The sequence below is a fragment of the Methylobacillus draconifructus genome (assembly GCF_045984355.1).
Classification (GTDB): Bacteria; Pseudomonadota; Gammaproteobacteria; order Burkholderiales; family Methylophilaceae; genus Methylobacillus; species Methylobacillus flagellatus_A.
This window is the reverse complement of sequence record NZ_JBJQII010000001.1, coordinates 67,579-93,701: the sequence shown is the minus strand read 5'-3', so window position 1 is coordinate 93,701 and position 26,123 is coordinate 67,579. Positions and strand designations below refer to the sequence as shown.

The window sequence follows — 26,123 nt, the reverse complement described above, 5'->3', positions numbered from 1 at the left end:
GGCTTGAATTTCCCCCCGGCCGGCATCATCTAGTCTGAAATGGCCGCCTGTAGGCGGTGGTAATTTTAGTACAATGATGCCTTTCGGGCATATCTTGAGGTGACTGTGGATTTTTTTGCAAAGAACGCATTATGGATCGGGCTGGCAATCGGCTCCGGCATCATGTTGCTGTTGCCGACAATCAGGCGCGGGGCCGGGGCTGCCGTCAGCGCCAGCGATGCGGTGATCTTGATCAACCGTTCCCATGCCGTGGTGCTGGATGTGCGTGACGACGCCGAGTTCGCGGCCGGCCATATCGCCGATGCCAAGCATATCCCATTGGCGCAGCTGCCCGAGTGCTTCAAGGAGTTGAGCAAGTTCAAGGACAAGCCGGTGCTGGTGTATTGCGAAAGCGGCGCGCGCGCCGGCAAGGCGGCGGCTATCCTGGCAAAAAACGAATTCAAGCAGGTTAAGCAATTGCAGGGCGGCGTCAAGGCCTGGCAGGATGCCAAGCTGCCGCTGGTGAAGGGTTAGGCGATGGCGAACATCCTCATGTATACCACAGGAACTTGCCCTTACTGCATCAATGCCGAGCGCTTGCTGCTGAGCAAGGGCGTGCAGCAGATCAACAAGGTGCGCGTCGACCTCGAGCCTGAGCTCAGGCTGAAAATGATGGAGCAGACCGGCAGGCGCACTGTTCCGCAAATCTATATCGACGATGTGCATGTGGGCGGGTTTGATGACCTGCGTGCGCTCGATATGGCCGGCAAGCTGGACCCGTTGCTGGCGAAATAGTGTCACGGTTTTTTAGTACAAAACCTGGGCTGAAGCGGATAGAATGGCAGGCTTGAGTTTTAGACGCTTTTTGGTTTTTAATTTTATTAATATGTAGGGGGCGCTTGGCGCAACCCGAAGTCAAGGGAAGAGACATGGCAGAAGAACAGGCAGCAGCACAAGAGCAACAACCGGCATTCGGTATCGAGAAGGTCTACGTCAAGGACCTCTCGCTGGAAATCCCGCATGCCCCGCAAATTTTCATTCAGCGCGAAGCGCCCCAGGTTTCCATCGAGTTGAGTAATGCCACCGCCCAACTGGAAGACGGCATTTACGAAGTGGTGGTCACCGTGACCGTGACTTCCAAGCTCGGCGACAAGACAGTGTTCCTGGTGGAAGTGGCCCAGGCCGGTATTTTCCAGATCCGCAACGTGCCTCAGGACAATATCGACATCATCCTCGGCGTGACTTGCCCGAACATCATTTTCCCATACGCACGCGAAACCATCTCCGATATCGTGACGCGCGCAGGTTTCCCACCTGTATTGCTCAACCCTGTCAACTTTGAAGCGCTGTACGCACAGCAAAAACAAGAGCAGGCCAAGGCGAATGGCGCAACCACACACTAATAAGCTGTCTTTAGCTGTCGCAATCCTGCTGATGCCGGTCATGGCATCGGCAGTCGAATTCCGTTCCGTGTCCGTGCCCAAGGCGGTGGTGTACGACGCCCCTTCCGCACAGGGCAAGAGAACATATATTCTTGGCCAAGGCTATCCCGTCGAGGTGATCGTGAACCTGGGGGAATGGCTGAAAGTGCGTGACGCGCAGGGCGGCCTCAACTGGATCGAGGCCAAGCAGCTTGCAAACAAACGTACCGTGCTGGTCAAGGGCGGCCAGGCCGACATACGCCAGGCTGCGGATGCAGCTTCAGCACTGCTGGGCAAGGCAGACAAGGATGTCGTGCTCGACATGCTGGAGTCGCCGGTCAATGGCTGGGTCAAGGTCAAGCACAGGGACGGCATCACGGGCTATATATTGGCTTCCTCCCTGTGGGGCTTTTGATGCGGCTGGTTAAATAGCCCACTATTAATCCACTATGAAAATTTCAGTTTTAGGCGCTGGCGCTTGGGGTACGGCACTGGCCCTGCAAATCAGCCGCCAGCACCAGGTATCGCTCTGGACGCGCAACCAGGCGCATATCATGGATATGCAGGTGACGCGCGCCAACCTGCAATACCTCGGCGACTTCGCGTTCGGCGACCAGCTCACGGTGGAAGGCGACCTTGGCCGCGCGCTGGATGGTGCCGACCTGGTCGTCTCCGTGGTACCGACCAACGGTTTCCGCAATACGTTGAAGGACATCAAGCGGCTGGGTTCCGATGCGCCCGTGGTCTGGGCTTCCAAGGGGTTGGAGGCCGCCACTGCCAAGTTGCCGCACGAGGTCGCGCAGGATGAGCTGGGCGACAGCCGCCACTGGGGCGTCTTGTCCGGGCCGAGTTTCGCGGCGGAGCTGGTGCGTGGGCTACCCACGGCCGTAACCCTCGCCGCGAATGATGCGGATTTTGCCGCCAAGGCCGGCGCGATGCTGCATGGCGGCAACTTCCGCGTCTATACCAGCACCGATGTCATCGGAGTATCGGTCGGCGGCGCGCTCAAGAACGTATTGGCGATTGCCGCAGGCATCAGCGACGGCATGCAGTGCGGCAACAACGCCCGCGCCGCATTGATTACGCGTGGCATGGCCGAAATGACGCGCTTCGGCGTAGCCTTGGGCGGCGCCAAGGAAACCTTCATGGGCTTGACTGGCGCAGGCGACTTGATCCTGACCTGTACCGGGCAATACTCCCGTAACCGTGAGGTGGGCCTGCGCCTTGCCAACGGCCAGACCCTGCAGGAAATCCTCAAGACCCTGGGTCACGTGGCTGAAGGCGTGCATACCGCGCGCGAAGTGGTCAAGCGCGCCAGCCTGCTGGGCGTCGAGATGCCGATTACGCAGGAGGTCGACCAAGTGCTTTCGCATGGGCGCTCGCCGCGGCAGGCGATGGAGAACCTGCTCAGCCGGGAGCAGAAGTCCGAATCGCTATAGCGTTGGCGTCAAAACCGCAATGTTCAAAAGCACCAGCGATGGTGCTTTTTTGTTATATGGGTTGTGATGTGGGGTGTGTTGATTTTATCTCGAGCCGCAAGCCTGGGCCGATTGGCCTTGTGTCCGATGCCATGCGCTAGACCGCGCCGGCGAAATCATGCTGGCGCCAGGCCTCGTACAGCAGGATAGCGGCCGAGTTCGACAGGTTGAGGCTGCGGCTTTCCGGCATCATCGGCAGCCTGACCCTGTGCTGCGGGCTGAACTCGGCGCGGATATCTTCCGGCAGGCCGCGTGTTTCCGGGCCGAATACAAACACATCGCCGGGCAGGAAGCAAATGTCGCTATGGCGGGTGCTGCCCTTGGTGGTGAGCGCGAACATCCTGCGTCCAGCCAGCGCCTGTTTGCAGGCTTCCCAGCTCTCGTGCACGACCAGGCTGGCATATTCGTGGTAATCCAGCCCCGCGCGCTTGAGCTGTTTGTCCTCCAGTTCGAACCCCAGCGGCCTGACCAGGTGCAAACGGGTATTGCTGTTGGCGCACAGGCGTATGATGTTGCCGGTGTTGGGCGGGATTTCGGGCTGGTATAACACGATTTCAAACATGGTTCATTCTGCAATGGTACGGGCGATCACCCAGCATTCTACATGGCTGGCGCCCGCATCCTTCACTGTTTTTGCCAGCGCGCCGAGGCTGGCGCCGGTTGTCATGACGTCATCCAGCAATATCACGCGCATATCTTTCAATGCCGCCCGGCATTCGAAGGCGCCGTGCATGTTCCTGATGCGCTGCTTGTAAGGCAGGCTCGCCTGCGGCGGCGTCGGCTTGATACGCGCGCATGCCTGCAAGGCGAGGGGAATATGCAGTTGCTCGCTGACTACCTTGGCAATCTCCGCTGACTGGTTGAAGCTGCGCTCCTGCAGGCGCCGGCGATGCAATGGCATCGGGATAATGCAGTCGGCGGCCGATTGCCTGCCTATATGTTCGGCAACCAGCAGCCCCATGGTGCGGGCAATGGTAAGCAATTGCCCGTATTTGTATTGCTGCAGCACTGCCGATAGGGGAAACCGATATTGAAACAAACTACGGGCGGCATCGAACGCAGGCGGGGTTTTCAGGCATTGCCCGCACAGCATGTTGTCGCTGCTTGGCAGCGCGCATTGAGGGCAGGCGTTGTCCATGTGCCACGGCATGTCGTCCAGGCAACCGACGCATATGCCTAACGGGCCTGCCTGCCAGCTTGAGCAAAGCAGGCACGGCTGGGGGAACAGCGTTTCCATGAATCCTGCCATACGGATAGTGTTGCTCTTATGGGCGTGGATAAACAGGCAAGGGATTGTAATGCCTTATTCCCGATTTTCGTCCGAAAGTGCAAAGCAGGCAAGCAGTGCGGACGAATATGAGTGTTTAAGACATGTCTATTGTGTCCTGTCATGATTCATGGCGCCTTCATTAAAGAGGACAGGCCTGCGGGCACGACAACGAGAAATGCAATGGCCCAGATTCTTGAATGTTGCCGAAGCGATCTCCTACAGCCATCACAGCCTGGACTGACAGCCAGATCAAGCCTGGGCCTACATGACTCCATGAAAAAATCCCTTAGCATGGTGTTTCGTATCGATGACCAATTGGAAGGAGAACGTAATGAAGGGTTTTTATAGCGTGCTCATGTCAGCCTTTCTGGTAATTCTAATGCCCCATGCTTATGCGGCTGATCCCATAGGCGATGCCCCGCCTGCCCACAAGCAGAAGAATACAGTGCCTGATTCCCCTGCAAGCGGGAATTACCTTGAGCCTCAACAGCAAGGCACGACAGAGGGAAGCAGTAGTGAAAGCCTGAAGGACGGTGCTGTTCCGACCAATGCCAAAGAAAAGAGCCAGCGTTTCAAGAATGAGCCTGAGCAAGGCGGCACCGACGTTAACCAAAAGCAAAGATAGTAAGTTAAGGTGTTTTGCTGTAGATCGTATTGATCCAGCCTTTGCTCGCGCGGGTTAAAAATGGCTTATGCCAATAAGCTTGGCATAAGCCATTTTGCTTTGTGGGGAGGTGTTGCTCACACGGTGAATACTCAGCAATCGGGTGGTTTCACGGCAGCCGGTGTGCCAGATTCAATATGCCGGAAATTCGAACTGGCGCGATTCTCGAACGCCTGCTCGAGGTCAGCCGAAATGATGACGTGGAAGGAGGTAGCCAGCCAGGCGACGCTGCCTGTTGTATCTGGCATATAGCTTGGCGCCGGGTGCAGCCTTGCCAGTATTATGTCGATTGGATACTGGACAGTCTGTCAAAGTCGCGAGGGGCAAGCGTAATGTCCGCAGCTTTCGTGTTTTCCTCCAGGTCCTTGTAAGGATGCAAGGCCTTCCGAATCAAGACCTCGCTTACGTCGGGTCCATAGCTGTCGGCGGTATCAATGAAATTGATCCCCAGTTCCGGGACCCGTTTCAAGGTGGCGATGCTCTCTGCCAGGTCTGCGGGCTTTCCCCAAACGCCTTTCCCGGTAATGCGCATTGCCTCGAACCCTAAGCGATGCAGCTTGTAATCGCCAAGCTTGAAATATTGATTTTGCATGGTAGGCCTCTCAAGTTATGTGGTCGCAGTCTTCACCGCCAAGCAAGTCTCCCTCTTGGAGCATAAGGTATGGCCTAATGTTCAAACAAGGAAATGTAAAGCCTGAAGTAACGGCCTATATTCCTTACCAGCCACCTAGTGTGCCAAGAGGGATGATGACCTGACCGTTTTAGGACGAGCATTGAGTATACCAATTTGTATGGTGTTATAGCGTATTGATCACATGCATCAGGATGGTGAACGTAATCCAGATAAAGCCGATCGTCGACACCACAAAGCTCAATGCGGTGAATACCTTCCACTTTTTCTTGGACCAGAAATTCGTGTCGAAAGCTGCAATGGTGAAGATGGTGGGATTGGTGAATCCGCCTATTGCCAGGCAGACACAGGCTGCTGTCGGAAGCGGGATTCCCAGGCCGTAAAAGCTTAATCCAAATAGCGCCATTAGGGCATAGTCGATGTGCGCCCGGATCATGGTCTTGTAGTCGATCAGGAACTCATCAACGCCCTTGATCGGGAACCACTTGGCAAAGGTCATCAGCCAGGCAGATAAAATCAAAGCTGTAACACAAGCCACAGCGCCTATCAATAAAGCTTCCATTTACTTTCTCCTCTAAGTGATTTTATAAATACATATATACAGATCTGTATATGTTGGAATAATATACCAAGCTTTGCAATTTGCAAGGGAATGTTTCCTTGCAAAAAGATCGGGTTATAACGCTGGAAGGCAGCGCAGGCGAGGGTGAAGTAGGTAGCTTCCGTCCGGTAATGTCCTTATGGATAGATTGGGCAAGGCTTCTGCAAGATGAAGGCCAATAGCAAGGAATAATGCATTGGCATCAATGGAATGGGATACAATTGACTTGAATTTTGACAATGAAGCAAGCGGAGTCATTCGCTTGTCATTTAGGCTCTGAACCAGGCGGTAGATTTGTGAACCCATTAAAGTCATTTCGTGTAGCGGCGCATCATATTCATTCCAGGAGGGTGCTATGACGCTTGAAGACATGAGGACGAAAATCCTGAATGTTGCGAGCAACTTGTTCGAATCCAGGGGAATTCACGCCTCGGGGGTGGACACGATCATCGCAGAGGCGGGCGTGGCCAAAGCCACCCTGTACAAGCACTTCCCCAGCAAGGATCTTCTCGTTATCGCATTCTTGAAAAGAAACGCGGATACCTTTATCGATTGGCTCAGCCAAGGCCTCAAGGAAAAGCCTTCAGAACCGGCTGATAAGCTGATCCAGTTGTGCAGCCTGCTGGAGCAGCATATCCTGACCCAGCGCTCCAAGGGCTTGCCCTTCCACTTGGCATCTGTCGAGTTTCCGGATCCGAAACATCCCGTACATCAGTATTCCGTCAGGCTGTCGAATGAGCTCCAGGCCTATATTGTTGAATTGGCAAAAGAGGCCGGGGTGGCGGAGCCCGAGTCCATCAGCCAGCAAATCATCATGCTGTTTGAAGGAGCCTCGCTGGTTGAGCGTCTGACTCCCGATAGCGGCGCCACTGCCAGGGCAAAGCAAGCCGCTATTCTCCTGATTTGGTCCTCGCTGGGCCGTTAGGCCATCTCATTCAGCTCTCGTGCGGCGCTAACGGGGTATCAACGTCATCTGGTAAAAGGCGGCATCGAGCCACCTGCCGAATTTAAAACCTCGCTGGTTGAAAGTGCCGGCATGCTTGAACCCCAGTTGATCGTGTAACCGGATGCGGGCGGAGTTGGCCGCATCAATGCAGCTTCCCAATACATGCACCTCGGCCATGCTTGCACGGCGGATGATTTCCTTGAGCAATTGCCTGCCCAGTCCCATGTCGCGATAGTCCGCATAAATATAGGCGTTGTATTTATAGGCTGGAAAGTGCCGAAATGTTCTCCCCTGTGGCAAAGTTCAACAATATTCCTGAAACATCGATGAGGCCGATGACCGGAAAGCCGGCTTGCTACTTGCTGGAGCACCAATGCCCCATGGACGCTTGCGAGCGCGGGGCATAATCGTAAAGCGCGCTAGAGTTGGCTATCGCCTCATTGAAAATGGCCAATATTTGCTCTGCATGCGCTGCTTCATGACATTCAACAAGCGCATATCATGGCTTTTGTGATCGGAATCCATATTAACGTTCTTGCTGGCCGGTGAGAGACGGGTAAGTGCAATGTACCTTGGATAATGCCAGTTGCAGATGGGTAAGCTCTGTGAGGGCTATTTCCCCAGTATTGATGAAGTTCAGGAAGGCCGAGCGTTGCGCTTCAGGCAACATGGCCGCCTGAGGGAACTGGCATTTCATTTTCTCCATGTTTTGCCGCATCGTGTAGAAATGGCTGGGAACATAAGGGCTAGGAACTTTAGGATCTTCAGGGGCGATAGCCAACGGCTCTACCGGGAGTGGTTGGCTGGTCACTTTGGGCAGGAAGAAAAACTGGTAGCCGATCAAGCCGGTCGCGGCGAAGAAAAAGGCTCCCAGCATAGGGGCGGCATACCGGAGCGCAAGCGACCGCTTGGAGTTCTGCAATAATGCCTCGATCGCATTGACTGCGATAGGCCAGGAGACAGAAGCGTCATTTCTCGCTTCCATTTGCAGGGTGCCGACCAGCACCATCAATATCTGCTCTGCAATCAATTCTGATTGCGGCACGCCTGCCTTGCTTACCTCCGGCTTGATTAGTTGCCGCAATAGCTCCAAGTCATCTGCCTGGATTTTTTCAACCGCCTGCCGGAACAGTGCCTTGTCAGGAGCCTTGCTCCCCAATAAAGACAGAGCGATCGCCAGGCCGCCCAATCTTTGTGCCGGTTTCCTTCCATGGGCACGCATTGCTTCGGCCAGCTGGCCAGCGACAAAAATTCTCCCTGCATTTTGAGTGTTCATAAATTCTGCAATCTCGGTTTGATGCGGCCTGCGAAGGCATTATAACTGCCTGTTCCTGACGATTGAAATACATAACAGTTGCAAAGTCAGACAGGTCTGTCTATAGTAACTCCACTGGCGCATGCCAGGCAAATCTCCAATTACGGGAGGAGTTCCGTCTGGATGGGGTTTGATAAAGACAGGGCTGGGTTGAAACCAAGCCGCTGCATTCAAGTGTTTGGTTCTGAATCAGGCTCTGGAATTGCAATTACTACTATGGAGAAGGCAACATGAAAATCAAAAAGGTTAATCTAGTGGTGAGCCTTGCCTTGGGCATGGCGGCATCAGCGCCGTTGTTGTCATATGCGGCAGCGGATATGGAAGCTGCCATGAAAGATGCCAACAATTGGGCGCATCCGCGGGGGCAGTACAACAATCAGGGTTACAGCACGCTGAACCAAATCAATAAAAGCAACGTCAAGGATCTAAAAGCGGCCTGGCAGTTCGCTACTGGCGTAAACCGCGGCCACGAAGGCTCTCCTGTGGTCGTGGGCAACGTGATGTACGTGCACACCGCATTCCCGAATAATGTGTACGCCCTTGACCTGAACAATAACCAGAAGATTGTATGGGCCTACTTCCCCAAGCAGGATCCTTCTGTCCAGGCCGTGATGTGTTGCGACGTGGTTAACCGCGGCCTGGGCTATGGAGACGGCAAGATTTTCCTGCAGCAGAATGACGGCACGCTGGTGGCACTTGACGCCAAGACCGGTCAAAAGGTCTGGGATGCAAAGGTGACCGATCCTAAAGAGGGGGGCACCAATACCAATGCGCCGCACGTGATCAAGGACAAGGTGTTGACTGGTTGTTCCGGCGCAGAGTACGGTGTCCGTTGTCATTTCTCGGCCTACAACATCAAGGATGGATCGCTGGTCTGGCGCGCCTACCATACCGGTCCTGACTCAGACGTGCTCATTGGCAAGGACTTCAATAAAGAGAACCCGCATTTCAGTTCGCTTTCCGTTTATGAAGATATCAATGGTGGCAACAAGGAAGGCGGTTCATTCAAGGCCTTGCCCAAGGAAAAGCTGAAGTTCCCGGAAAAAGACCTGGGTGTAAAGACCTGGCTCAAGCCACAGGCAGTGAAGGACGGCTGGCAGAATGGCGGTGCCTCGGTTTGGGGCTGGTTCCCGTATGATCCCAAGACTAACCTGGTCTATTACGGTACTGCCAACCCCTCCGTCTGGAACCCGGATGTCCGTCCCGGCGACAACAAGTGGTCCATGACCATCTTCGCGCGCGACGTCGATACCGGCCTGGCCCGCTGGGGTTATCAAATGACGCCGCATGACGAATGGGACTATGACGGCGTGAACGAGGTAATCCTGTTCGACAAGGGCGGCAAGACTTATGCCTGGCACCATGACCGCAACGGTTTTGCCTATACTTTCGAGGCTGCCAACGGCACCCTGGTTTCCGCGGAAAAAGTCCATCCGTTCGTCAACTGGGCCACTCATGTCGACCTGAAAACCGGCATCCCGCACAAGGATCCGAAATACTCTACCCACCAAGACTACAACACTAAAGGTATTTGCCCCGCCGCGCTAGGTACCAAGGACCAGCAGCCTGCTGCGTATTCTCCGCGTACCGGTCTTGTGTATTCCCCACTGAACCATGTCTGCATGACGTATGAACCGGTTGAATCCAAGTACATCGCAGGCCAGCCGTGGGTTGGCGCTACCTTGACCATGTTCGCAGGTCCTGACGGGGTGATGGGCGGCTTTGCCGCTTATGACCCGATGACCAATAAGAGCAAGTGGTACAACAAGGAGAAGTTCTCTGCCTGGGGCGGGGCGCTGGCAACCGCATCCGACCTCGTGTTCTATGGGACATTGGATCGCTGGTTCAAGGCATTGGACGCCAATAGCGGCAAGGAACTCTGGAAATTCCAGGTGGGCTCAGGCGTGATCGGTAACGCCTTCACCTATAGCCATAAGGGCAAGCAATACGTTGGCGTATTGTCCGGCATCGGCGGCTGGGCTGGGGTGGCGATGAATCTCGGCCTGGATAATGCGACAGATGCGCTGGGCGCTGCGGGTGGTTACAAGGAGCTGAAGGAGTGGAATGCGGCACCAGGCGGCGGCGCGCTCAATGTATTTAGCCTCTAAATAGCAAATCTTAAATTTCTTAGCCTCCATTGATAAATCTCCTCTACTGAGGGTTTATCATTCACCCCTTCTTTGCTCAAGAAGGGGTTTTTTTATTAAGGCCTCGAAGCATAATTTAAAAGATAGGCAAATTTCTTCTTGATCAATAAACCAGCCAATACTGCTTTCACACAAGCAGACCGTTCTGGGTATCGCGCGGTTTTGTCACGTCTCAAATGGGTGTGTTGATAGGCTGAGGTGCCAATTCACGTTACAGGTACACTATCCAGATATGCATCGTTTTACTGTTTTGTTAGAATGCGTAAATGAATAAATGCATTCATGATCGCTGAATGGTTTTTCGCCGATTCAACAATCTATCTTTATGGTTAGTATTATTCTTAGCTTGCTTGCAGGGTTTCCTGCCGCTTTTGCATGCGCACCCTGCTGGACAGCCAATGACGATGACAGAAAGCGGCATTCATTTACATGAAGTCACTGGGAAGAGTATGGAGCGTATGGAGGTTCCAACTTTTCAAGCCGATGAAAATCTCAACGCCGTCGAAGTCGGCATGGCGCGCAAGCCCAAGTCCTTTCTCGATAGTGTGCCGATGCTGGCAGCCATTGTCTTCATCGCGATCTTTTATAACTTTACTTTCCGGTTGCCTGACTGGAGGGAACATAGCTTCCACAAGGTTTCTCCTCCGCATTATTTTTTCTCCCTGCTCCGCGCTCCTCCCCAGCACTAGCCTGTCTGCGCCTTTTTAGCGCCATTTTCATCGTGTTTTGAGGTTTCAAGCACGGTGTTTTCTGAATATTTCTCGATATTGCCGCTTGATCAATTGTTTCGTACGCGTGCGCGGCGATGATTCGGGACAGGCACTTGGAATACCATGGATTATCAATATTTAAGCCACGCAACACACCAGTTGCTGGAGTGGGCGCTCCTCTCGAATCGCTGGAGCAGTTGGGTCTTTCGCATCAGCCTGATGGCGTTGATTGGCATCATACTTAGCAATGCATTCAATCTATTGGGGTTGGCAATCGGGATTGCGGCGTTGCTGGGCCTGGTTGTCGGCGTCAGATCAGAGATACGGAAGATAGACCTGGATTACCGACAAAACCTGCTGAACCACGTGATGGTGCTGGGCGTGGGTAGGGAGCAAGGGTTAATGAAGTCCCTGCCTGAACATGTCACTGGTCAGCGCTGCAGCTATGAAATCCAGGACTATTCATTGGAGCTATTACAGGCCATGAAGCAACGAGTTCAGGAAGCAAGCCACTGTTATGGCCCTGAAACGTTAAAGGTTGTCTATGGTGGCAATGCACCGCCTCATATTGCGTTTCTATCCGGCCAAATCCTGGCGGAAGAAAGGATAGACCTCGTCATGGATTGGGACGAGGTCAGTCAATCGTGGCAGCCAGTCGATGGAGGCGACGACCAGGTGCGATTCACGGTCGATGGGTTGGAGCAACTTTCTGAGGCGAGTGAAATAGTGCTGGCGGTTTCCTGCTCTTACTATATTCCGGATGCCGAAATCAAATCCTTATTGCATTGCCCAGTCGTGAGGCTGACATTGGGAGACCTCGCTTCCTCCCTGTTTTCTTGGAGCAAGCAAAACTGTCTGGCCAACCAATTCAATGCGCTTATGAAGAAATTGGATGCGATGGGAGTGGAGGTTGTGCACATGGGTTATGCAGGCCCTCATAGCCTCATGTTCAATTTTGGGAAAAACCAGGCCAAGTTGAAAACTCCGCAGGTGATCGTACAAGAGATGGAAAATGCAACTGATTAATATTTAATCAGTTGTAAATTTATTGTTGTCTTGAATGTTGACAAGCTATAATCCGGTTTTCAATTCCATTTTGATGTCATGGCTACCAAAATCATCACTGCCAAGCAGCAGATGCGGGCAGCACAGAGCTTTCCCTTTTTCTCCAGCCTTGCTGTGGTGATACCGGTATTGATCCCCTTCTGGATTGCTGCCTCCATTTTTACCTATGCCTCGATGGCAAACCATCCCTGTACCCGCGTTTGTGACTACCTGGTGCCTGCGGGCTATCGTTTCTATGGCTTGCTCGGCGCCTGGGTGGTGCTGCTCAACTTTAGTTCCAATATGGCAGGCTGGGTAGGAGGAGGATTGAATCTCGCCCTGATCATATGGGCGGTCAGTATTCTGGTGATAGTCCCCCTGGGGGTGCGCGACATCCTGCGCGCGCGCAAGGAGCCATGGCAGGAATATACCGTCGAGACAACAGAATAAAAGGAAACACATGCGAGATTCAGTGATTGATATACGCGGCCTGGACCGCGTGGAGCGCGCCAAGACGCAGGCCCGTGTAGAAGCCCCCAAGCGCTGGAGCGTCGATGAAATCGTCGCGCTATTCGAGTTGCCGTTTTCAGACTTGATGCACCGCGCCCAGTCGGTGCATCGCGAGAATTTCGATCCCAATGGCGTGCAGGTGAGCACGCTGCTGTCGATTAAGACCGGCGGCTGTTCCGAAGACTGCGGCTATTGTCCGCAAGCCGCACGGTACCATACCGATGTGGAAAAGCAGGATTTGATGCAGTTGGAGGAAGTGCTCTCTGCTGCGCGGGCCGCCAAGGAAAATGGCGCCAGCCGCTTCTGTATGGGCGCGGCATGGCGCAGCCCGAAGCAGCGCGACCTGGAGCCGGTGCTGGCTATGATCCGCGAAGTGAAGGCGATGGGCCTGGAAACCTGTGCCACGCTTGGGATGCTCAAGGACGGCCAGGCCGAGCAACTGAAGGATGCCGGTCTCGATTATTACAACCACAACCTAGACACCGCGCCGGAATATTACGGCGATGTGATCACGACGCGTACCTACCAGGACCGCCTGGATACCCTGGACCGCGTACGCGAGCAGGACATCAATGTCTGTTGCGGCGGCATCATCGGCATGGGCGAAACCCGCGCCCAGCGTGCCGGCCTGCTGGCGCAGCTTGCCAATATGGAGCGTCCGCCTGAAAGCGTGCCCATCAACTTGTTGACCCAGGTGGAAGGCACGCCGATGTATGGCATGGACGAGCTTGACCCGTTCGAATTCGTGCGCACGATTGCGGCGGCCCGCATCACCATGCCCCAGAGCTTCGTGCGTTTGTCCGCCGGCCGCCAAAGCATGCACGAAGGCATCCAGGCCTTGTGCTTCCTGGCCGGTGCCAACTCGATTTTCTATGGCGAGAAGCTGCTGACCACGGGCAATCCCGAAGCTGAAGCCGACCGCAAGCTGTTCGACAAGCTCGGCATCCATCCGCTTTAAATCACAGATGCCTTCCATGCTGGAATCCCACCCGGCAGAAGCAGCCACCCCATTGCTGGACGCATTGCAAACCGAGCTCGCCGAACGTGCGGACCTGGGTTTGCTGCGCCAGCGTCGCGTGCTTCAAGGCATGCAGGGCGTGCATGTCGAGGTTGACGGTAAGCGTTTGCTCTCGTTCTGCAGCAACGATTACCTGGGTTTGGCTGCCCATCCGTCTCTGATCTCCGCGATGCGCGATTGCGCCGCCACGGCCGGTGCTGGCACCGGCGCATCCCATCTCGTCACCGGGCACCAACAGGCGCATGAAGCGCTTGAGCATGCATTGCAGGGTTTCATGGGATTGCCCGGCGTCCTGCTGTTCACCACCGGCTATATGGCGAACCTGGGTATCATCACATCGCTGTGCGGACGCGAGGACGCCATCTTTGCCGACAAGCTCAATCATGCCTCGCTCAATGATGCCGCCTTGCTCTCGCGGGCCGAACTCAAGCGCTACGCTCACAATGACCTGGCAAACCTCGAGCGCTTGCTGGCGCAAAGCCAGGCCAGGCGCAAGCTGGTGGTGGCCGATGCGGTATTCAGCATGGATGGCGACCTGGCGCCTGTCCCGGAATTGCTCGCCCTATGCGAGCGCTATGATGCCTACCTGATGCTGGACGACGCTCATGGCTTTGGCGTGCTGGGCGCGAATGGCCGCGGCGTGCTGGAGCATTTTGCGCTGGATTCGCCCCGCATCATTTATATGGCAACCCTGGGCAAGGCCGCAGGGGCGGCAGGCGCATTCGTGGCAGGCCCGAAAATCCTCACTGATTACCTGATGCAAACAGCCCGTCCTTATATCTACACCACGGCGAGCCCGGCGCCAGTGGCGGCTGCCGCAATGACCGGCGTGCAATTGATCGAGCAAGACCATACGCGCCGCGCCCATCTGCATGCCTTGATCGCGGATTTCAGAACGTCATGCCGATTGCAGCGCTGGCAGCTGATGGCATCCGAAACTGCGATACAGCCCGTGGTCATCGGTAGCAACGAAGAGGTATTGCAGGTAAGCAAGCGCTTGCTTGAATCGGGCATCCTGGTGCCGGCCATCCGTCCTCCGACCGTGCCAAAAGGCACGGCCAGATTGCGGATATCGCTATCCGCCGCACATACGCATGAGGATGTCCGGCTGCTGCTGGCAGCATTGCATACATTGGAGGCTGCATGAGCGGTATTCATGTCGACATCACCGGCAAGGGCCAGCCCTTGGTCCTGATTCACGGCTGGGGGATGCATGGCGGCGTCTGGCAGCCTTTGGTGAAAAAGCTCTCCCAGTCGTTTGAGCTGCATATCGTGGACTTGCCCGGCATGGGCTTGAGCCAGGGCGTGATCGCCAGCAATCTCGATGAAATGGTGGCGTCGCTGCTGCCTGTCCTGCCTGTTCGTGCCGATATCGCCGGCTGGTCATTGGGCGGCCTGGTAGCCATGCGGCTGGCCTTGGCCCACCCGGAGCGGGTGCAGCGCCTGGTGCTGGTGGGGAGCACGCCGCGCTTCATCAATACCGGGCCGGGGCATTCCCAGCCCTGGGAATACGGTATGGCAGCCACCGTGTTCCAGAGGTTCGCACAACAAGTAAACGAGGATTATGCCGCCACCCTGATCAAGTTCCTGACTTTGCAATGCATGGGGGCCAGCGACGCGCGTGCCACCATCAAGGAGTTGCGCCGGGCGCTGGCCGAGCGCCCTGTGCCATCGCCGCTGGCGCTCGAAGCCGCGCTTGACGTGCTGTTGCAGAACGACCTTCGTCCCGAGCTAGCCGCCTTGCAGCAATCTGTGCTGCTGGTCCATGGCGACCGCGACAGCCTCGCTCCAGTGCAGGCCGCCCATTGGCTGGCCCTGCATTTGCCGCATGCCAGCATGCGGGTGATCGCCGGTGCAAGCCATGCGCCTTTCCTCTCGCATACGGCGCAATTCATCGACAGCGTGCGTGGCTTTCTCCAATCCCATGCAGAGCCTGTGTGATGCGTGACGAATACCTGATAGACAAAGCCAGGATGCGTGCGTCGTTCGACCGCGCGGCAGGCAGCTATGACGCTGCCGCGATCCTGCAGCGCGAAGTGCGCGAGCGCATGTTGCAACGCCTTGAGCTGGTGAAAATCACGCCCCGCGTCATCCTGGATGCGGGCTGCGGCACCGGTCACGCCAGCGTGGCATTGGGCAAGCGGTATCGCGACAGCCAAGTGATCTCGCTGGATATCGCCATGGGCATGTTGCAGCAGACCCTGGCGCATTATCCCTGGACCAAGCGCCTATTAGGGCAAAAACGTCCTAGTGCGCTGTGCGCCGATATCGAACAGCTCCCGCTTAAGGACGCCAGCCTGGACCTGATCTGGTCCAATGTGGCGATCCAGTGGTGCAACGACCTCGATAGCGCTTTCACCTGCATGGCGCGCGTGTTGCGCCCCGAAGGCCTGCTCATGTTCAGCACCTTCGGGCCGGATACCTTGAAGGAACTGCGCGCAGCGTCAGGGGGCGACCATGTCCATGTCAGCCGCTTCATCGACATGCACGATATCGGCGACGCCCTGGTGCGCGCCGGGTTTTCCGACCCCGTGCTCGACGTGGAGCGTTTCGTTCTCACCTATGACGACGTGCTATCCGTCATGCGCGACCTCAAGGCCATCGGGGCGCACAATGCCGCGGCAGGCCGCGCCCGCGGTTTGCTGGGACGCGGCTTCCTCAACCGCTTGACGGAAGCGTACGAACAATTCCGCCATGAAGGCAAACTGCCCGCGACCTATGAAGTGGTCTACGGCCACGCCTGGAAACCCCAGCCCAAACAGCCCGGCGTCGCCACCGTGACCCTGCATCCGAGGAAACCGCGTTGAGCGCCGCACACCGTAAACAAGCCTACTTCGTCACCGGCACCGATACCGGCGTCGGCAAGACCATGGTCAGCAGCATGCTGGTGCGCCAGTTTGCAGCGCGTGGCCTGCGCAGCGTAGGCATGAAACCGGTCGCTTCCGGCTGCGAACGCCAGAATGAGCAATTGATTTCCGAAGACGTCACGCAGCTATTGGCCGCCAGCAATGTCGAGCTATCATTGTCCGACATCAACCCTTATGCCTTCGAGCCCGCCATTGCGCCGCATATCGCGGCCAAACAGGCAGGCGTGCAGATCGACCTGGATCATATCTTGGCCGCGTTCGAGCGCTTGCAGTCCCAGGCGGATGTCGTGATCGTCGAGGGAGCGGGCGGTTTCTATGTGCCGTTGGATGACCAGCACGATATTGCAGACCTGGCTGCCAAGCTTGGCCTGCCCGTGATTCTCGTAGTCGGCATGCGGCTGGGATGCATCAATCATGCATTGCTGACCGCCGAGGCGATCAGGCAACGCGGTCTGGCGTTGGCTGGCTGGGTAGCGAATCAGGCAGATCCAAGGATGGCGATGCTAGAGGAAAATCTACAGACGTTGAAGCAAAGAATGCCAGCAACATGTCTGGGATTGGTGTCATGGCAGGAGCAAACCGATATGCCTGGGGGCACTGATATTGTCAGGGCATTGTTGTAATGAGGGTGTTGATTTCAATACGCGCTGGTCGCGATGGACGATAAGCAGCTTGATTGTGTTGTGGATGTCCTATGCCGGTCTGTATAAAGAATGCTGGCAAATAAGCTCCAATACCCCGTCCGGTAATAAATAGCGCGGTGTTCCGCCGTGTGCAAGGCGTTCTCGAATCTTAGTCGCTGAAATATCCAATGCGGTGATTTCCTGCATCCATATCCCATGCTCCGCTTGAATAGGCAATTGTCGTGCGCCCGATAGCACATGCGTCTCGAAAAATGCGTCCAATACCGAGTTGCCTGAAGGCAATACTGCGCCAGGCCGCGTTGCCACGATGACGTGCGCAAACTGCAGCAACTCTTGCCAACGGTGCCAACTGGTGATTCCTGTAAACGCATCCATGCCCATGAGCAGGCAGAGCCTTGCCTTGCCTTGCAGTTCTTCATGCAGGGATCGCAGGGTGTCTATGGTGTAGGAGTAGCCTTCCCGTTCCAGTTCGCGCGTGTCCAGCCTGAATAAGGGGTTGTCGGCAATCGCGAGGGCAACCATTTCCGCGCGTTGCTTGGCCGAGGTCATGGGTTGATCGCGGTGCGGCGGGGTGGCTGAGGGAATGAAGCGGACTTCCGCCAAATCCAGGGCCTCGGCCAGTTCCTGCGCCATGCGCAGGTGGCCGAAGTGGATGGGGTCGAAGGTGCCGCCCATGATGCCGATAAGCGGTACAGGCTGGGCTGGGGATTTGGCGCCCAGCGTCATGTTGGTGAAGTGCAGGTGCGAGGGCATCAGGCCCTGACTTCTCCATCGCCCAGCACGATGTACTTGAGGCTGGTCAGGCCCTCGAGGCCGACCGGGCCGCGGGCGTGCAGCTTGTCGGTGGAAATGCCGATCTCGGCGCCCAGGCCGTATTCAAAGCCGTCGGCAAAGCGGGTGGACGCGTTGACGATGACGCTGCTGGAATCCACTTCGCGCAGGAATTGGCGCGCACGGGTATAGTTCTCGGTGACGATGGCCTCGGTATGTTGGGAGGAGTATTGGTTGATATGGGCGATGGCCTCCTCCACATCCGCAACCACTTTCACCGAGATGATCGCGGCGAGGTATTCCGTGTAGTAGTCCTCGTCCGTGGCTGGCTTGGCCTGCGGCACCAGCGCGCGGGTTTCGTTGCAGCCGCGGATTTCCACGCCCTTGCTGATCAGCATTGCAGCCAGCGGCGGCAACGCTTCCCGCGCAATGCTGCGTGCTACCAATAGCGATTCCGCGGTATTGCAGGTGCCTAGGCGCTGGGTCTTTGAGTTCTCCAGGATGCGCAATGCCTTGTCGAGGTCGGCGCTTTCGTCTACGTAGACATGGCAATTGCCGTCGAGGTGCTTGATGACGGGGATGCGCGCTTCGTTGGAAATGCGCTCGATCAGGCCCTTGCCGCCGCGCGGCACGATGACGTCGACATAGTCTTTCATGGTGATCAGTTCGCCGACGGCGGCACGGTCGGTTGTCGCCACCACTTGCACGGCGCTGGCTGGCAGGCCTGCGGCGGCCAAGCCTTCGTGCACGATGGCGGCCAGGGCGCGGTTGCAGTGAATGGCTTCGGAGCCGCCGCGCAGGATGGCGGCATTGCCTGACTTGATGCAGAGGCCGGCGGCATCGACGGTGACATTGGGGCGGGCTTCGTAGATGATGCCGATCACGCCTAAAGGCACGCGCATCTTGCCGATCTGAATGCCGGATGGGCGGTATTTGAAATCCGACATTTCGCCGATGGGGTCGGGCAGGCTGGCGATCTGCTCCAAACCTTCCGTCATGGTGGCGATGCCTTTTTCGCTGAGCACGAGGCGGTCCAGCATGGCAGGTTCCAGGCCGTTGCGGCGCGCGGCTTCCAGGTCGGCTGCGTTGGCGGCCAGCAATGTGTCGCGCTCGCGGCGGATGGCGATGGCGATGGCGCGCAAGGCCTTGTTCTTGGTTTCGGTGTCGGCACGCGCCATCGCGCGTGAAGCGGCACGCGCTTCACTACCGAGTTGTTGCATGTAGTGTTTGATATCTTCCATTCCTGCCTCTACTTCCTGCTGCCTATGCGCGCCAGGCCAAAGCACAGGCGCGAGATTTCCAGCCATGGGTCCTGGTTCAACAGGCCTTTGGCGGCCTTGTCGATTTCAGCCAGTTTCTGCAGCGCCGCCTCGAGCTGGCGCATGCTCATCCGGGAAAGCGCCCGTTTTACCAGGTTTTGCCGGTCGCCGTAAATCCGGGCTTGCTGCATGGCGCTGTTGAGATTGCCGCCGCGGCTTTCAGCATATTTTACTTTGACCAGCCCGCGCAACACCCAGGCCAGGGCGCTCATGATGGCAACCGGTTGTGCGCCTTCCTCGCGCAGGCCGTGCAGTATGCGCACCGCATGCTCGCTATCGCCGCCCAGCACGGCATCGCCCAGTTGGAAAGCATCATAGCGCGAAACGTTCAATACCGCTTCCCGCACGCTGCCGCCATCCAGCGTGCCCTCAGGGTACAGCAGCCCGAGTTTCTGGATTTCCTGGTGTGCGGCGAGCAGGTTGCCTTCCACCTGGTGGGCGAGGAACTCCAGTGTTTCCTGGTCGGTATTCTGGCCTTGCCTGGCAAGGCGGGCGGCGATCCATTGCGGTAGCGCCGATGGGGCGACTTCATGCAAGACGAGCGAGACGCCGTGGTTTTCCAATGCGGCAAACCAGGCGCTGTTCTTGGCGTCGCGCTCCAGCTTGGGCAGGATGACGATGGTCACGGTATCTGGAATGGCTTGTTCCGCCAGCGCAAGCAGGGCCTTGCCGCCGTCTACGCCTGGTTTGCCCGAGGGAATCGCAATCTCGAGGATGCGGCGGCTGGCGAACAGAGAGATGGATTGGCCGAAAGCCGCAACCTGCTGCCAATTGAAATTGCGCTCCACGGTGAGCCGGGTGCGTTCATCGTGGCCTGCGGCACGTGCTGCCGCGCGGATGGCATCCAGGCTTTCACGCTGGGCGAGCGGCTCATCGCCCATGAGGACATAAAGCGGCGCCAGGCCCTGGGCCAGATGCCGCTCTAGCTCCTGCGGCTTGAGCCTCATTCCACGGTTTCGTCCAGGGAGCGTAAGTCGGGCGCGCGCGGTTTGTCCTTGGCTGGCCTGACCACCATGAGGCGGCGCAGCAGTTCACGCACGGCGTCGTCCTTCATATCGTTGTAGAGGCGCTCCTGTTCGAGTTGCTTCGCCAGCAATTGTGAGTCATCGTATGTGATTTCACGTCTTCCCTGGATCGTTTGCACCTCGCCCCATGTCTCGCTGGATGGGTCACGCACGCGGAAATTCACGGTATAGAACAGTTCGAATTCACGCACCAGGCCGCGGCCGCTCAAGGACAGGATGCGTTGTTCCTGTGCTTCGCTCATGATTTCAAGCAACAGGTCGGCCTGGTCTGCCGAACTGACGATCTTGACCCCGTTCACCGCCAGCGAGCGCTTGAACGGCTTGGATATGGAGATGGTCGGGCCCTGGATGAACAATGAATGGAACTTGAGGTCCGCCACGCCGCGCATCTTGAAGCCGCAGGCCGTGAGGGCCAGTAGCATGGCAAGCAGAATCCAGCGGACGGCGCGCATATACATGGTTTATCCTACGACGATGTTGACGAGTTTGTTGGGCACGACGATGATCTTGCGCACGCTGCCCTCGGCCAGGTATTTCTGGATGCTTTCCTGCTGCACGGCCAGGGCCTCGATCGCGGCTTTGTCCAGCGTGCGGGCGACGGTCATGCTGCCGCGCAGCTTGCCGTTGACCTGCAGCATCAGCTCGATCTCATCCTGCACCATGGCGGCCTTGTTGGCAACCGGCCAGCGGGTCTCAATGAGCTGGGTGCCCGGACGCAGTTCCTGCCAGAGCGCATGGCTGATGTGCGGGACGATGGGCGAGAGCAGCAGCACGACGTTTTCCAGCGCTTCCTGGCGGATCGCGCGCGTCGTGGCGTCACTGCCTTCGAGCTTCGCATAGGCGTTCATGAGTTCCATCACCGCGGCAATCGCGGTATTGAACGCATGGCGGCGGCCGTAGTCGTCGCTGACCTTGTCGATGGTCTGGTGCAATTGGCGGCGGAACGCCTTGAGATCGGCCGAGAGCTCGCCAGTGGTAAATGCTGCCACGATGCCGGATTCGACATGGTTGGCCACGGCAGTCCACACGCGCTTGAGGAAGCGGTGCGCGCCTTCCACGCCGGCGTCGGACCATTCCAGGCTTTGCTCGGGCGGTGCCGCGAACATCATGAATAGGCGGGCGGTGTCCGCGCCATAGTTATCGATGAGCTCCTGCGGATCGACCGTATTGCCCTTGGACTTGGACATCTTGCTGCCGTCCTTCAACACCATGCCCTGGGTGAGCAGCTTGGTGAAAGGTTCGTCATGCCGGATCAAGCCGACATCGCGCATGAGCTTGTTGAAGAAGCGCGCATACAGCAGATGCAGGATGGCGTGCTCGATGCCGCCGATGTATTGGTCTACCGGCAGCCAATAGTTGGCGCGTTCGTCCACCATGCTGTCGTTGGCATCGAAACTGGCGTAGCGCGCGAAATACCAGGACGACTCGACGAAGGTGTCCATAGTGTCGGTCTCGCGCGTGGCCTTTTCGCCGCAGCTTGGGCAGGTGGTTTCGTAAAAGGCCGGGTCTTTCTTGATCGGCGAGCCCACGCCGTCCATGACTACGTCTTCCGGCAGCACGACGGGCAATTGCTCGGCAGGCACCGGCACTTCGCCGCAACTCGGGCAATGCACGATGGGGATGGGGCAGCCCCAGTAGCGCTGGCGCGAGATGCCCCAGTCGCGCAGGCGGTATTGCGTGCGCTTCTTGCCCAGATCCTTGGCGGCCAATGCCGTGGCGATCGCGTCGCTGGCCTGGTTGAAATCCAGCCCGTTGAAATCGCCCGAGTCGAACAGGATGCCATGCTCGGTATAGGCAGCCTGCAAGGGCAATTCCAGTTCGCCGTGCGCAGGCTTGATGACGGCCTTGATCGGCAGCTTGTACTTGCCGGCGAACTCGAAATCGCGTTCGTCGTGCGCAGGCACTGCCATGACGGCGCCTTCGCCGTAGCTGATCAATACGTAGTTGGCGATCCAGACCGGCAATTTCTCGCCAGTGATGGGGTGCTGCACGAACAAGCCCGAATCCATGCCTTTTTTCTCGGCGGTGGCAAGGTCGGCTTCCGCGACGCTGCCGCGTTTGCATTCGTCGATGAAGGCTTGCAGGGCCGGGTTGTCCATGGCCGCTGCTGTTGCCAGCGCATGCTCGGCGGCAATCGCTACATAAGTAGCGCCCATGAGCGTATCCGGGCGGGTGGTATAGACCTTGAGCGTGTCGTTGCCGTTGGCTAGCGGAAATTCCACTTCGCAGCCGTAGCTCTTGCCGATCCAGTTGCGCTGCATGGTCTTGACCTGCTCGGGCCAGCCTTCTAGCTGGTCGAGGTCGGCCAGCAGCTCTTCCGCATAGGCGGTGATCTTCATGAAGTATTGCGGGATGTCGCGCTTCTCGACCAGCGCGCCGGAGCGCCAGCCGCGCCCGTCGATCACTTGCTCGTTGGCAAGCACGGTCTGGTCGACAGGATCCCAGTTGACGGTGGCGGTCTTTTTATAGATCAGGCCCTTTTTGTAGAGCTCGGTGAACAGCCACTGTTCCCAACGGTAATAGTCCGGCTTGCAGGTGGCGATTTCGCGTTGCCAGTCCACGGCCAGGCCCAGGCTCTTGAGCTGGCCCTTCATGTGTTCGATGTTGCTGTAGGTCCAGCCCGCGGGCGCGACGTTGTTCTTGATCGCGGCATTCTCGGCGGGCAGGCCGAAAGCGTCCCAGCCCATCGGCTGCATGACGTTGTAGCCGCGCATGCGGTGGAAACGGCTCAGCACATCGCCGATGGTGTAGTTGCGCACGTGCCCCATATGCAGCTTGCCGGACGGGTAGGGGAACATGGACAGGCAGTAATACTTTGGCTTGTCCGATTGTTCGGTGGCGGTGAATGTGGCGTTGGATTCCCAATACTGTTGTGCTTGTTGCTCGATGTCACGGAATGGATACTGCTGCTGCATGATGGCTGGGCGTCTGGATTAAGAATTCGGAAAGCAAAATTATACCTGAAGCCGCGTCCTTTTCCTGAAGTTAGGCATTCAATGATGCTGTTTCTCGCATGGATGGCTTCTTGTGCCGATACGCATGGTGGACGTTGTCTTTCAATGCCGGTAAGTGAATCAGGTATCAATTGGGAATTTTATTATTCCTTGTTTATTGAGGCAGTTAACGACTTGGTCAAGGCAATGCTTTAAAGAATTACACCTTCCGAGCCGTAGGAAGGTGTATCAATCCTTGTAAAGGGTATAGAGAGTATGCGGAACAGTCGTTCAGCAGGTTGCGCATGAAGAATGAATGAAGGGGGCGGTAATATGAAGTTTTCAGATCTCAGGATCGGGACACGCCTGGGCGCCGGGTTTGCCGCGATCTTGCTGTTGATGGTGATCATGGTGGCCTTTGGCCTGGCCCAGCTTGGAAGTGTTGGGGAGACTGCCAAGCGGGTGGTGGAGACAGAACTCAAGAAGGAAAGGCTCACGGCTGAGTGGGTTGCGAATGCCACCCAGAACGGATTGCGAACACTGGCTGCGATCAAAACCCCGGATTCGGCAATGTATGAAATGTATTCGAAGCAGATCGCTGAAGTTGCCGAGGCCAATGATGGTTTAAGGCAGCAGCTTGAAGCGTTGCTGGCCAAGCCTGAAGGCAAGGCCAGGTTCGTCGATGCCAAGGATAAGGCCGCTGCCTATGGAGCGATTCGGGATCGGTTGCTGCAGTTGAGGAAGGAGGGGGCCGAGGCATCGCTTATTGATAAGGAGGTGCAGGAGCTGTTCTTGCCGGCGCGCAGGGCTTATTTTGACAGCATGAACGATTTGCTTCAGTTCGAGCGGCAGGTAATCGATGAGGCCGGTACAGATATCCAGCAGGTGAAAAACTCCAGCAGCATATTATTGCTGGTAATCGGCGTGATTGCCGTGGTGCTGGGGGCCTTTTTTGCCTGGAGGCTATCGCTTGGTATTACCCAGCCGCTTGCCAAGGCTGTGCAACTGGCTGAAACGGTGGCGGCAGGAGACTTGACCAGCACGCTAGTCGTCGATTCAAAGGATGAAATAGGGCAGCTGTTGAATGCGCTTAAATCCATGAACGACAACCTGGCCAAGATTGTCGGCGAAGTGCGGGGCGGAACGGAGACGATTGCAACCGCTTCCTCGCAAATCGCATCGGGCAACCTGGATTTGTCATCACGTACCGAGGAGCAGGCGAGTTCATTGGAGGAGACTGCCTCCGCCATGGAGGAGTTGACCTCCACCGTGAAGCAGAATGCGGACAATGCACGGCAGGCCAACCAATTGGCGGCTTCTGCCTCGGGGGTTGCCGTGCAGGGTGGCGATGTCGTAGCACAGGTGATTGCGACCATGCAGTCCATCAGCGAATCTTCCAAGCGTATTGCGGACATCATCGGCGTGATCGATGGCATTGCTTTCCAGACCAACATCCTGGCCTTGAATGCAGCGGTGGAGGCAGCGCGTGCAGGTGAGCAGGGACGGGGGTTCGCCGTGGTGGCGAGCGAAGTGCGCAGCCTGGCACAACGCTCGGCCAATGCGGCCAAGGAGATCAAAGAGTTGATTACCGACTCGGTGGAAAGCGTCGATGCCGGCAGCCGGCTGGTGGAGCAGGCGGGCGCGACGATGAGGGACGTGGTGCAGAGCGTGCAGCGCGTGACTGATATCGTCAGTGAGATCAGCGCGGCCAGCCATGAGCAGAGCACGGGGATTGAGCAGGTGAACCAGGCTATCGGCCAGATGGATGAAGTCACCCAGCAGAATGCGGCCCTGGTCGAGGAGGCGGCGGCGGCTTCGCAGTCATTGCAGGACCAGGCAGCGAGTCTTGCCGAAGTTGTTGGCGTATTCAAGGTGAGCGGCGTGCAAGCCAGGGCGGTAGCTGCGCGTAGTGCCAGCAAGCCCAAGCCAGTGGCTGCAGCCCAAGCCAGGGTAGCGACGGCTCCCAAGCCTGTTGCGAGAGCCAAGGCATTGATCCCTGTGATGCCTGCGGCGGCAGGTATTGCAGATGAGTGGGCGGAATTCTAGCAGGCGCAAACGATAAAAAAAGCCGAACAATAAATGTTCGGCTTTTTTTATCGCTGCAACCAGGATATCAGAAGCGGTTGCCTGGTTTGGTTACTTACCCAGTGCCTGCAGGACTTGTTCACGAATTTTGCCGACCTCGCCCAAGCCTGAAATGCGCACATATTTCGGGGCATTGGCCGTGCCGTCCGCGGCCCAGCTGGAATAGTAGTCCACCAGGGGCTTAGTCTGGCTGTGGTAAACCTCCAGGCGCTTGGCGACGGTTTCCTCCTTGTCGTCGTCGCGTTGCACCAGGTCTTCGCCCGTGACGTCATCCTTGCCGGACACCTTGGGCGGATTGAAGACCACATGATAGGTCCGGCCCGATGGCAGGTGGGTTCGGCGCCCACTCATGCGCTTGATGATTTCTTCATCGGGCACGTCAATTTCAACCACGTAGTCGATGTCGACCCCAGCCTGCTTCATGGCCTCGGCCTGGGGAATGGTGCGGGGGAAACCGTCGAACAGGAAGCCTTGCTGGCAGTCGGCATCCTTGATGCGCTCCTTGACGAGGCCGATGATGACGTCATCAGGAACCAGGCCGCCGGAATCCATATAACGCTTGGCTTCCAGGCCAAGCTGGGTGCCCGCCTTCACCGCGGCGCGCAGCATGTCGCCGGTGGAGATTTGCGGGATGTCGAATGCTTCCTTGATGAAGGTGGCCTGGGTGCCCTTGCCCGCACCAGGTGCGCCTAATAGTATGACTCTCATGTGGTCTCCTCTTTTCAATCCGGCATTATATCAGCCG

Annotated in this window: 30 protein-coding genes; 17 read left to right on the top strand and 13 right to left on the bottom strand. The window is 57.0% G+C overall.

Annotation, left to right across the window (positions count from 1 at the left end; genetic code table 11):
• Positions 1–105: 105 nt before the first annotated feature.
• The 5 genes from ACJSDX_RS00480 to ACJSDX_RS00460 all read left to right on the top strand — a co-directional run bounded on the left by ACJSDX_RS00480 (position 106) and on the right by ACJSDX_RS00460 (position 2,839).
• Complete coding sequence (locus ACJSDX_RS00480; protein ID WP_407993021.1) at positions 106–513, top strand: rhodanese-like domain-containing protein; 408 nt, start codon at positions 106–108, stop codon at positions 511–513.
• Between the two features lie 3 nt (positions 514–516).
• Positions 517–774 carry a glutaredoxin 3 gene (grxC, locus tag ACJSDX_RS00475; RefSeq protein WP_407993020.1) on the top strand — a complete coding sequence of 86 codons (258 nt, stop codon included), beginning with the start codon at positions 517–519 and terminating at the stop codon, positions 772–774.
• Positions 775–908: 134 nt separating this feature from the next.
• Positions 909–1,382, top strand: a complete 474-nt coding sequence (gene secB, locus ACJSDX_RS00470) for a protein-export chaperone SecB (protein ID WP_309566318.1) — start codon at positions 909–911, stop codon at positions 1,380–1,382.
• Entirely contained in the window at positions 1,363–1,815 is a 453-nt protein-coding gene (locus ACJSDX_RS00465) for an SH3 domain-containing protein (protein ID WP_407993019.1), read from the top strand. Before secB ends, ACJSDX_RS00465 begins: the two co-directional genes overlap by 20 nt.
• A 34-nt stretch (positions 1,816–1,849) precedes the next feature.
• Complete coding sequence (locus ACJSDX_RS00460; protein ID WP_407993018.1) at positions 1,850–2,839, top strand: NAD(P)H-dependent glycerol-3-phosphate dehydrogenase; 990 nt, start codon at positions 1,850–1,852, stop codon at positions 2,837–2,839.
• A 136-nt stretch (positions 2,840–2,975) separates the two neighbouring features.
• On the opposite strand, the gene trmL is transcribed toward ACJSDX_RS00460, so the two are convergent.
• Both trmL and ACJSDX_RS00450 read right to left on the bottom strand, forming a co-directional pair.
• Positions 2,976–3,440 (bottom strand): tRNA (uridine(34)/cytosine(34)/5-carboxymethylaminomethyluridine(34)-2'-O)-methyltransferase TrmL, encoded by a 465-nt coding sequence (gene trmL, locus ACJSDX_RS00455; protein ID WP_407993017.1) that lies wholly within the window; start codon positions 3,438–3,440, stop codon positions 2,976–2,978.
• Between the two features lie 3 nt (positions 3,441–3,443).
• The gene (locus tag ACJSDX_RS00450) at positions 3,444–4,115 is read right to left on the bottom strand and encodes a ComFC family protein (protein ID WP_407993016.1); all 672 of its coding nucleotides are present in this window, start codon (positions 4,113–4,115) and stop codon (positions 3,444–3,446) included.
• Between the two features lie 364 nt (positions 4,116–4,479).
• On the opposite strand from ACJSDX_RS00450, the gene ACJSDX_RS00445 reads away from it, so the two are divergent.
• On the top strand, positions 4,480–4,773 hold the full coding sequence (locus ACJSDX_RS00445) for a hypothetical protein (RefSeq protein ID WP_407993015.1): 294 nt from the start codon (positions 4,480–4,482) through the stop codon (positions 4,771–4,773).
• Between the two features lie 131 nt (positions 4,774–4,904).
• On the opposite strand, the gene ACJSDX_RS00440 is transcribed toward ACJSDX_RS00445, so the two are convergent.
• The 3 genes from ACJSDX_RS00440 to ACJSDX_RS00430 form a co-directional block, all read right to left on the bottom strand.
• Positions 4,905–5,060 (bottom strand): hypothetical protein, encoded by a 156-nt coding sequence (locus ACJSDX_RS00440; protein WP_407993014.1) that lies wholly within the window; start codon positions 5,058–5,060, stop codon positions 4,905–4,907.
• A gap of 32 nt (positions 5,061–5,092) precedes the next feature.
• Complete coding sequence (locus tag ACJSDX_RS00435) at positions 5,093–5,404, bottom strand: aldo/keto reductase (protein WP_407993013.1); 312 nt, start codon at positions 5,402–5,404, stop codon at positions 5,093–5,095.
• Between the two features lie 205 nt (positions 5,405–5,609).
• A complete protein-coding gene (locus ACJSDX_RS00430) occupies positions 5,610–6,005 on the bottom strand; it encodes a hypothetical protein (protein WP_407993012.1) in 396 nt (131 codons plus the stop codon).
• A 394-nt stretch (positions 6,006–6,399) separates the two neighbouring features.
• Between ACJSDX_RS00430 and ACJSDX_RS00425 the strand changes: the two genes are divergently transcribed.
• Positions 6,400–6,969, top strand: coding sequence for a TetR/AcrR family transcriptional regulator (locus ACJSDX_RS00425; protein ID WP_407993011.1), 570 nt, complete (start codon positions 6,400–6,402; stop codon positions 6,967–6,969).
• A gap of 27 nt (positions 6,970–6,996) precedes the next feature.
• On the opposite strand, the gene ACJSDX_RS00420 is transcribed toward ACJSDX_RS00425, so the two are convergent.
• Both ACJSDX_RS00420 and ACJSDX_RS00415 read right to left on the bottom strand, forming a co-directional pair.
• Positions 6,997–7,215 carry a GNAT family N-acetyltransferase gene (locus ACJSDX_RS00420; RefSeq protein ID WP_407993010.1) on the bottom strand — a complete coding sequence of 73 codons (219 nt, stop codon included), beginning with the start codon at positions 7,213–7,215 and terminating at the stop codon, positions 6,997–6,999.
• Positions 7,216–7,516: 301 nt separating this feature from the next.
• Positions 7,517–8,266, bottom strand: coding sequence for a hypothetical protein (locus tag ACJSDX_RS00415; RefSeq protein ID WP_407993009.1), 750 nt, complete (start codon positions 8,264–8,266; stop codon positions 7,517–7,519).
• 269 nt (positions 8,267–8,535) lie between these two features.
• Here ACJSDX_RS00415 and ACJSDX_RS00410 point away from each other — a divergent pair, with 269 nt between their 5' ends.
• The 9 genes from ACJSDX_RS00410 (at position 8,536) to bioD (ending at position 17,224) form a co-directional block, all read left to right on the top strand.
• Positions 8,536–10,413 (top strand): methanol/ethanol family PQQ-dependent dehydrogenase, encoded by a 1,878-nt coding sequence (locus ACJSDX_RS00410; protein WP_407993008.1) that lies wholly within the window; start codon positions 8,536–8,538, stop codon positions 10,411–10,413.
• Between the two features lie 437 nt (positions 10,414–10,850).
• Positions 10,851–11,141: a hypothetical protein gene (locus ACJSDX_RS00405; RefSeq protein WP_407993007.1), complete on the top strand. Its 291-nt coding sequence runs from the start codon at positions 10,851–10,853 to the stop codon at positions 11,139–11,141.
• Between the two features lie 144 nt (positions 11,142–11,285).
• Positions 11,286–12,188 carry an SAVED domain-containing protein gene (locus tag ACJSDX_RS00400; protein ID WP_407993006.1) on the top strand — a complete coding sequence of 301 codons (903 nt, stop codon included), beginning with the start codon at positions 11,286–11,288 and terminating at the stop codon, positions 12,186–12,188.
• Positions 12,189–12,266: 78 nt separating this feature from the next.
• A complete protein-coding gene (locus ACJSDX_RS00395; RefSeq protein WP_407993005.1) occupies positions 12,267–12,656 on the top strand; it encodes a hypothetical protein in 390 nt (129 codons plus the stop codon).
• Between the two features lie 10 nt (positions 12,657–12,666).
• Positions 12,667–13,674 carry a biotin synthase BioB gene (gene bioB / locus ACJSDX_RS00390; RefSeq protein WP_407993004.1) on the top strand — a complete coding sequence of 336 codons (1,008 nt, stop codon included), beginning with the start codon at positions 12,667–12,669 and terminating at the stop codon, positions 13,672–13,674.
• 7 nt (positions 13,675–13,681) lie between these two features.
• The gene (gene bioF, locus ACJSDX_RS00385; protein ID WP_407993003.1) at positions 13,682–14,881 is read left to right on the top strand and encodes an 8-amino-7-oxononanoate synthase; all 1,200 of its coding nucleotides are present in this window, start codon (positions 13,682–13,684) and stop codon (positions 14,879–14,881) included.
• Entirely contained in the window at positions 14,878–15,675 is a 798-nt protein-coding gene (bioH, locus tag ACJSDX_RS00380; RefSeq protein WP_407993002.1) for a pimeloyl-ACP methyl ester esterase BioH, read from the top strand. Before bioF ends, bioH begins: the two co-directional genes overlap by 4 nt.
• Positions 15,675–16,541, top strand: coding sequence for a malonyl-ACP O-methyltransferase BioC (gene bioC / locus ACJSDX_RS00375; protein ID WP_407993545.1), 867 nt, complete (start codon positions 15,675–15,677; stop codon positions 16,539–16,541). The genes bioH and bioC overlap by 1 nt, the downstream gene beginning before the upstream one ends.
• Entirely contained in the window at positions 16,538–17,224 is a 687-nt protein-coding gene (gene bioD, locus ACJSDX_RS00370) for a dethiobiotin synthase (RefSeq protein ID WP_407993001.1), read from the top strand. The genes bioC and bioD overlap by 4 nt, the downstream gene beginning before the upstream one ends.
• A 69-nt stretch (positions 17,225–17,293) precedes the next feature.
• On the opposite strand, the gene nadD is transcribed toward bioD, so the two are convergent.
• The 5 genes from nadD to leuS are packed head-to-tail and all read right to left on the bottom strand — an operon-like array spanning position 17,294 to position 23,275.
• Positions 17,294–17,998, bottom strand: coding sequence for a nicotinate-nucleotide adenylyltransferase (nadD, locus tag ACJSDX_RS00365; protein WP_407993000.1), 705 nt, complete (start codon positions 17,996–17,998; stop codon positions 17,294–17,296).
• Positions 17,998–19,257, bottom strand: a complete 1,260-nt coding sequence (locus tag ACJSDX_RS00360; protein ID WP_407992999.1) for a glutamate-5-semialdehyde dehydrogenase — start codon at positions 19,255–19,257, stop codon at positions 17,998–18,000. Before ACJSDX_RS00360 ends, nadD begins: the two co-directional genes overlap by 1 nt.
• Before the next feature lie 8 nt (positions 19,258–19,265).
• Positions 19,266–20,282: a DNA polymerase III subunit delta gene (gene holA, locus ACJSDX_RS00355; protein ID WP_407992998.1), complete on the bottom strand. Its 1,017-nt coding sequence runs from the start codon at positions 20,280–20,282 to the stop codon at positions 19,266–19,268.
• A complete protein-coding gene (locus ACJSDX_RS00350) occupies positions 20,279–20,818 on the bottom strand; it encodes an LPS-assembly lipoprotein LptE (protein ID WP_309566337.1) in 540 nt (179 codons plus the stop codon). Before ACJSDX_RS00350 ends, holA begins: the two co-directional genes overlap by 4 nt.
• Before the next feature lie 3 nt (positions 20,819–20,821).
• Entirely contained in the window at positions 20,822–23,275 is a 2,454-nt protein-coding gene (leuS, locus tag ACJSDX_RS00345; protein WP_407992997.1) for a leucine--tRNA ligase, read from the bottom strand.
• A 351-nt stretch (positions 23,276–23,626) separates the two neighbouring features.
• Between leuS and ACJSDX_RS00340 the strand changes: the two genes are divergently transcribed.
• Positions 23,627–25,339, top strand: coding sequence for a methyl-accepting chemotaxis protein (locus tag ACJSDX_RS00340; protein WP_407992996.1), 1,713 nt, complete (start codon positions 23,627–23,629; stop codon positions 25,337–25,339).
• 90 nt (positions 25,340–25,429) lie between these two features.
• On the opposite strand, the gene adk is transcribed toward ACJSDX_RS00340, so the two are convergent.
• A complete protein-coding gene (gene adk, locus ACJSDX_RS00335) occupies positions 25,430–26,086 on the bottom strand; it encodes an adenylate kinase (RefSeq protein WP_407992995.1) in 657 nt (218 codons plus the stop codon).
• Positions 26,087–26,123 lie beyond the last annotated feature (37 nt).

Excerpts from the sequence above, each read along its gene's own strand:
- ACJSDX_RS00460 (WP_407993018.1), top strand. The coding sequence starts at position 1,850 with ATGAAAATTTCAGTTTTAGGCGCTGGCGCTTGGGGTACGGCACTGGCC.
- ACJSDX_RS00415 (WP_407993009.1), bottom strand. The coding sequence starts at position 8,266 with ATGAACACTCAAAATGCAGGGAGAATTTTTGTCGCTGGCCAGCTGGCC.
- adk (WP_407992995.1), bottom strand. The coding sequence starts at position 26,086 with ATGAGAGTCATACTATTAGGCGCACCTGGTGCGGGCAAGGGCACCCAG.
- ACJSDX_RS00435 (WP_407993013.1), bottom strand. The coding sequence starts at position 5,404 with ATGCAAAATCAATATTTCAAGCTTGGCGATTACAAGCTGCATCGCTTA.
- bioC (WP_407993545.1), top strand. The coding sequence starts at position 15,675 with ATGCGTGACGAATACCTGATAGACAAAGCCAGGATGCGTGCGTCGTTC.
- grxC (WP_407993020.1), top strand. The coding sequence starts at position 517 with ATGGCGAACATCCTCATGTATACCACAGGAACTTGCCCTTACTGCATC.
- ACJSDX_RS00360 (WP_407992999.1), bottom strand. The coding sequence starts at position 19,257 with ATGGAAGATATCAAACACTACATGCAACAACTCGGTAGTGAAGCGCGT.
- ACJSDX_RS00445 (WP_407993015.1), top strand. The coding sequence starts at position 4,480 with ATGAAGGGTTTTTATAGCGTGCTCATGTCAGCCTTTCTGGTAATTCTA.
- ACJSDX_RS00430 (WP_407993012.1), bottom strand. The coding sequence starts at position 6,005 with ATGGAAGCTTTATTGATAGGCGCTGTGGCTTGTGTTACAGCTTTGATT.
- ACJSDX_RS00425 (WP_407993011.1), top strand. The coding sequence starts at position 6,400 with ATGACGCTTGAAGACATGAGGACGAAAATCCTGAATGTTGCGAGCAAC.
- ACJSDX_RS00410 (WP_407993008.1), top strand. The coding sequence starts at position 8,536 with ATGAAAATCAAAAAGGTTAATCTAGTGGTGAGCCTTGCCTTGGGCATG.
- holA (WP_407992998.1), bottom strand. The coding sequence starts at position 20,282 with ATGAGGCTCAAGCCGCAGGAGCTAGAGCGGCATCTGGCCCAGGGCCTG.
- ACJSDX_RS00450 (WP_407993016.1), bottom strand. The coding sequence starts at position 4,115 with ATGGAAACGCTGTTCCCCCAGCCGTGCCTGCTTTGCTCAAGCTGGCAG.
- trmL (WP_407993017.1), bottom strand. The coding sequence starts at position 3,440 with ATGTTTGAAATCGTGTTATACCAGCCCGAAATCCCGCCCAACACCGGC.
- bioF (WP_407993003.1), top strand. The coding sequence starts at position 13,682 with ATGCCTTCCATGCTGGAATCCCACCCGGCAGAAGCAGCCACCCCATTG.
- secB (WP_309566318.1), top strand. The coding sequence starts at position 909 with ATGGCAGAAGAACAGGCAGCAGCACAAGAGCAACAACCGGCATTCGGT.
- ACJSDX_RS00440 (WP_407993014.1), bottom strand. The coding sequence starts at position 5,060 with ATGCCAGATACAACAGGCAGCGTCGCCTGGCTGGCTACCTCCTTCCAC.
- ACJSDX_RS00340 (WP_407992996.1), top strand. The coding sequence starts at position 23,627 with ATGAAGTTTTCAGATCTCAGGATCGGGACACGCCTGGGCGCCGGGTTT.
- ACJSDX_RS00350 (WP_309566337.1), bottom strand. The coding sequence starts at position 20,818 with ATGTATATGCGCGCCGTCCGCTGGATTCTGCTTGCCATGCTACTGGCC.
- ACJSDX_RS00405 (WP_407993007.1), top strand. The coding sequence starts at position 10,851 with ATGACGATGACAGAAAGCGGCATTCATTTACATGAAGTCACTGGGAAG.
- ACJSDX_RS00465 (WP_407993019.1), top strand. The coding sequence starts at position 1,363 with ATGGCGCAACCACACACTAATAAGCTGTCTTTAGCTGTCGCAATCCTG.
- ACJSDX_RS00420 (WP_407993010.1), bottom strand. The coding sequence starts at position 7,215 with ATGGGACTGGGCAGGCAATTGCTCAAGGAAATCATCCGCCGTGCAAGC.
- ACJSDX_RS00400 (WP_407993006.1), top strand. The coding sequence starts at position 11,286 with ATGGATTATCAATATTTAAGCCACGCAACACACCAGTTGCTGGAGTGG.
- bioH (WP_407993002.1), top strand. The coding sequence starts at position 14,878 with ATGAGCGGTATTCATGTCGACATCACCGGCAAGGGCCAGCCCTTGGTC.
- leuS (WP_407992997.1), bottom strand. The coding sequence starts at position 23,275 with ATGCAGCAGCAGTATCCATTCCGTGACATCGAGCAACAAGCACAACAG.
- ACJSDX_RS00395 (WP_407993005.1), top strand. The coding sequence starts at position 12,267 with ATGGCTACCAAAATCATCACTGCCAAGCAGCAGATGCGGGCAGCACAG.
- bioB (WP_407993004.1), top strand. The coding sequence starts at position 12,667 with ATGCGAGATTCAGTGATTGATATACGCGGCCTGGACCGCGTGGAGCGC.
- nadD (WP_407993000.1), bottom strand. The coding sequence starts at position 17,998 with ATGCCCTCGCACCTGCACTTCACCAACATGACGCTGGGCGCCAAATCC.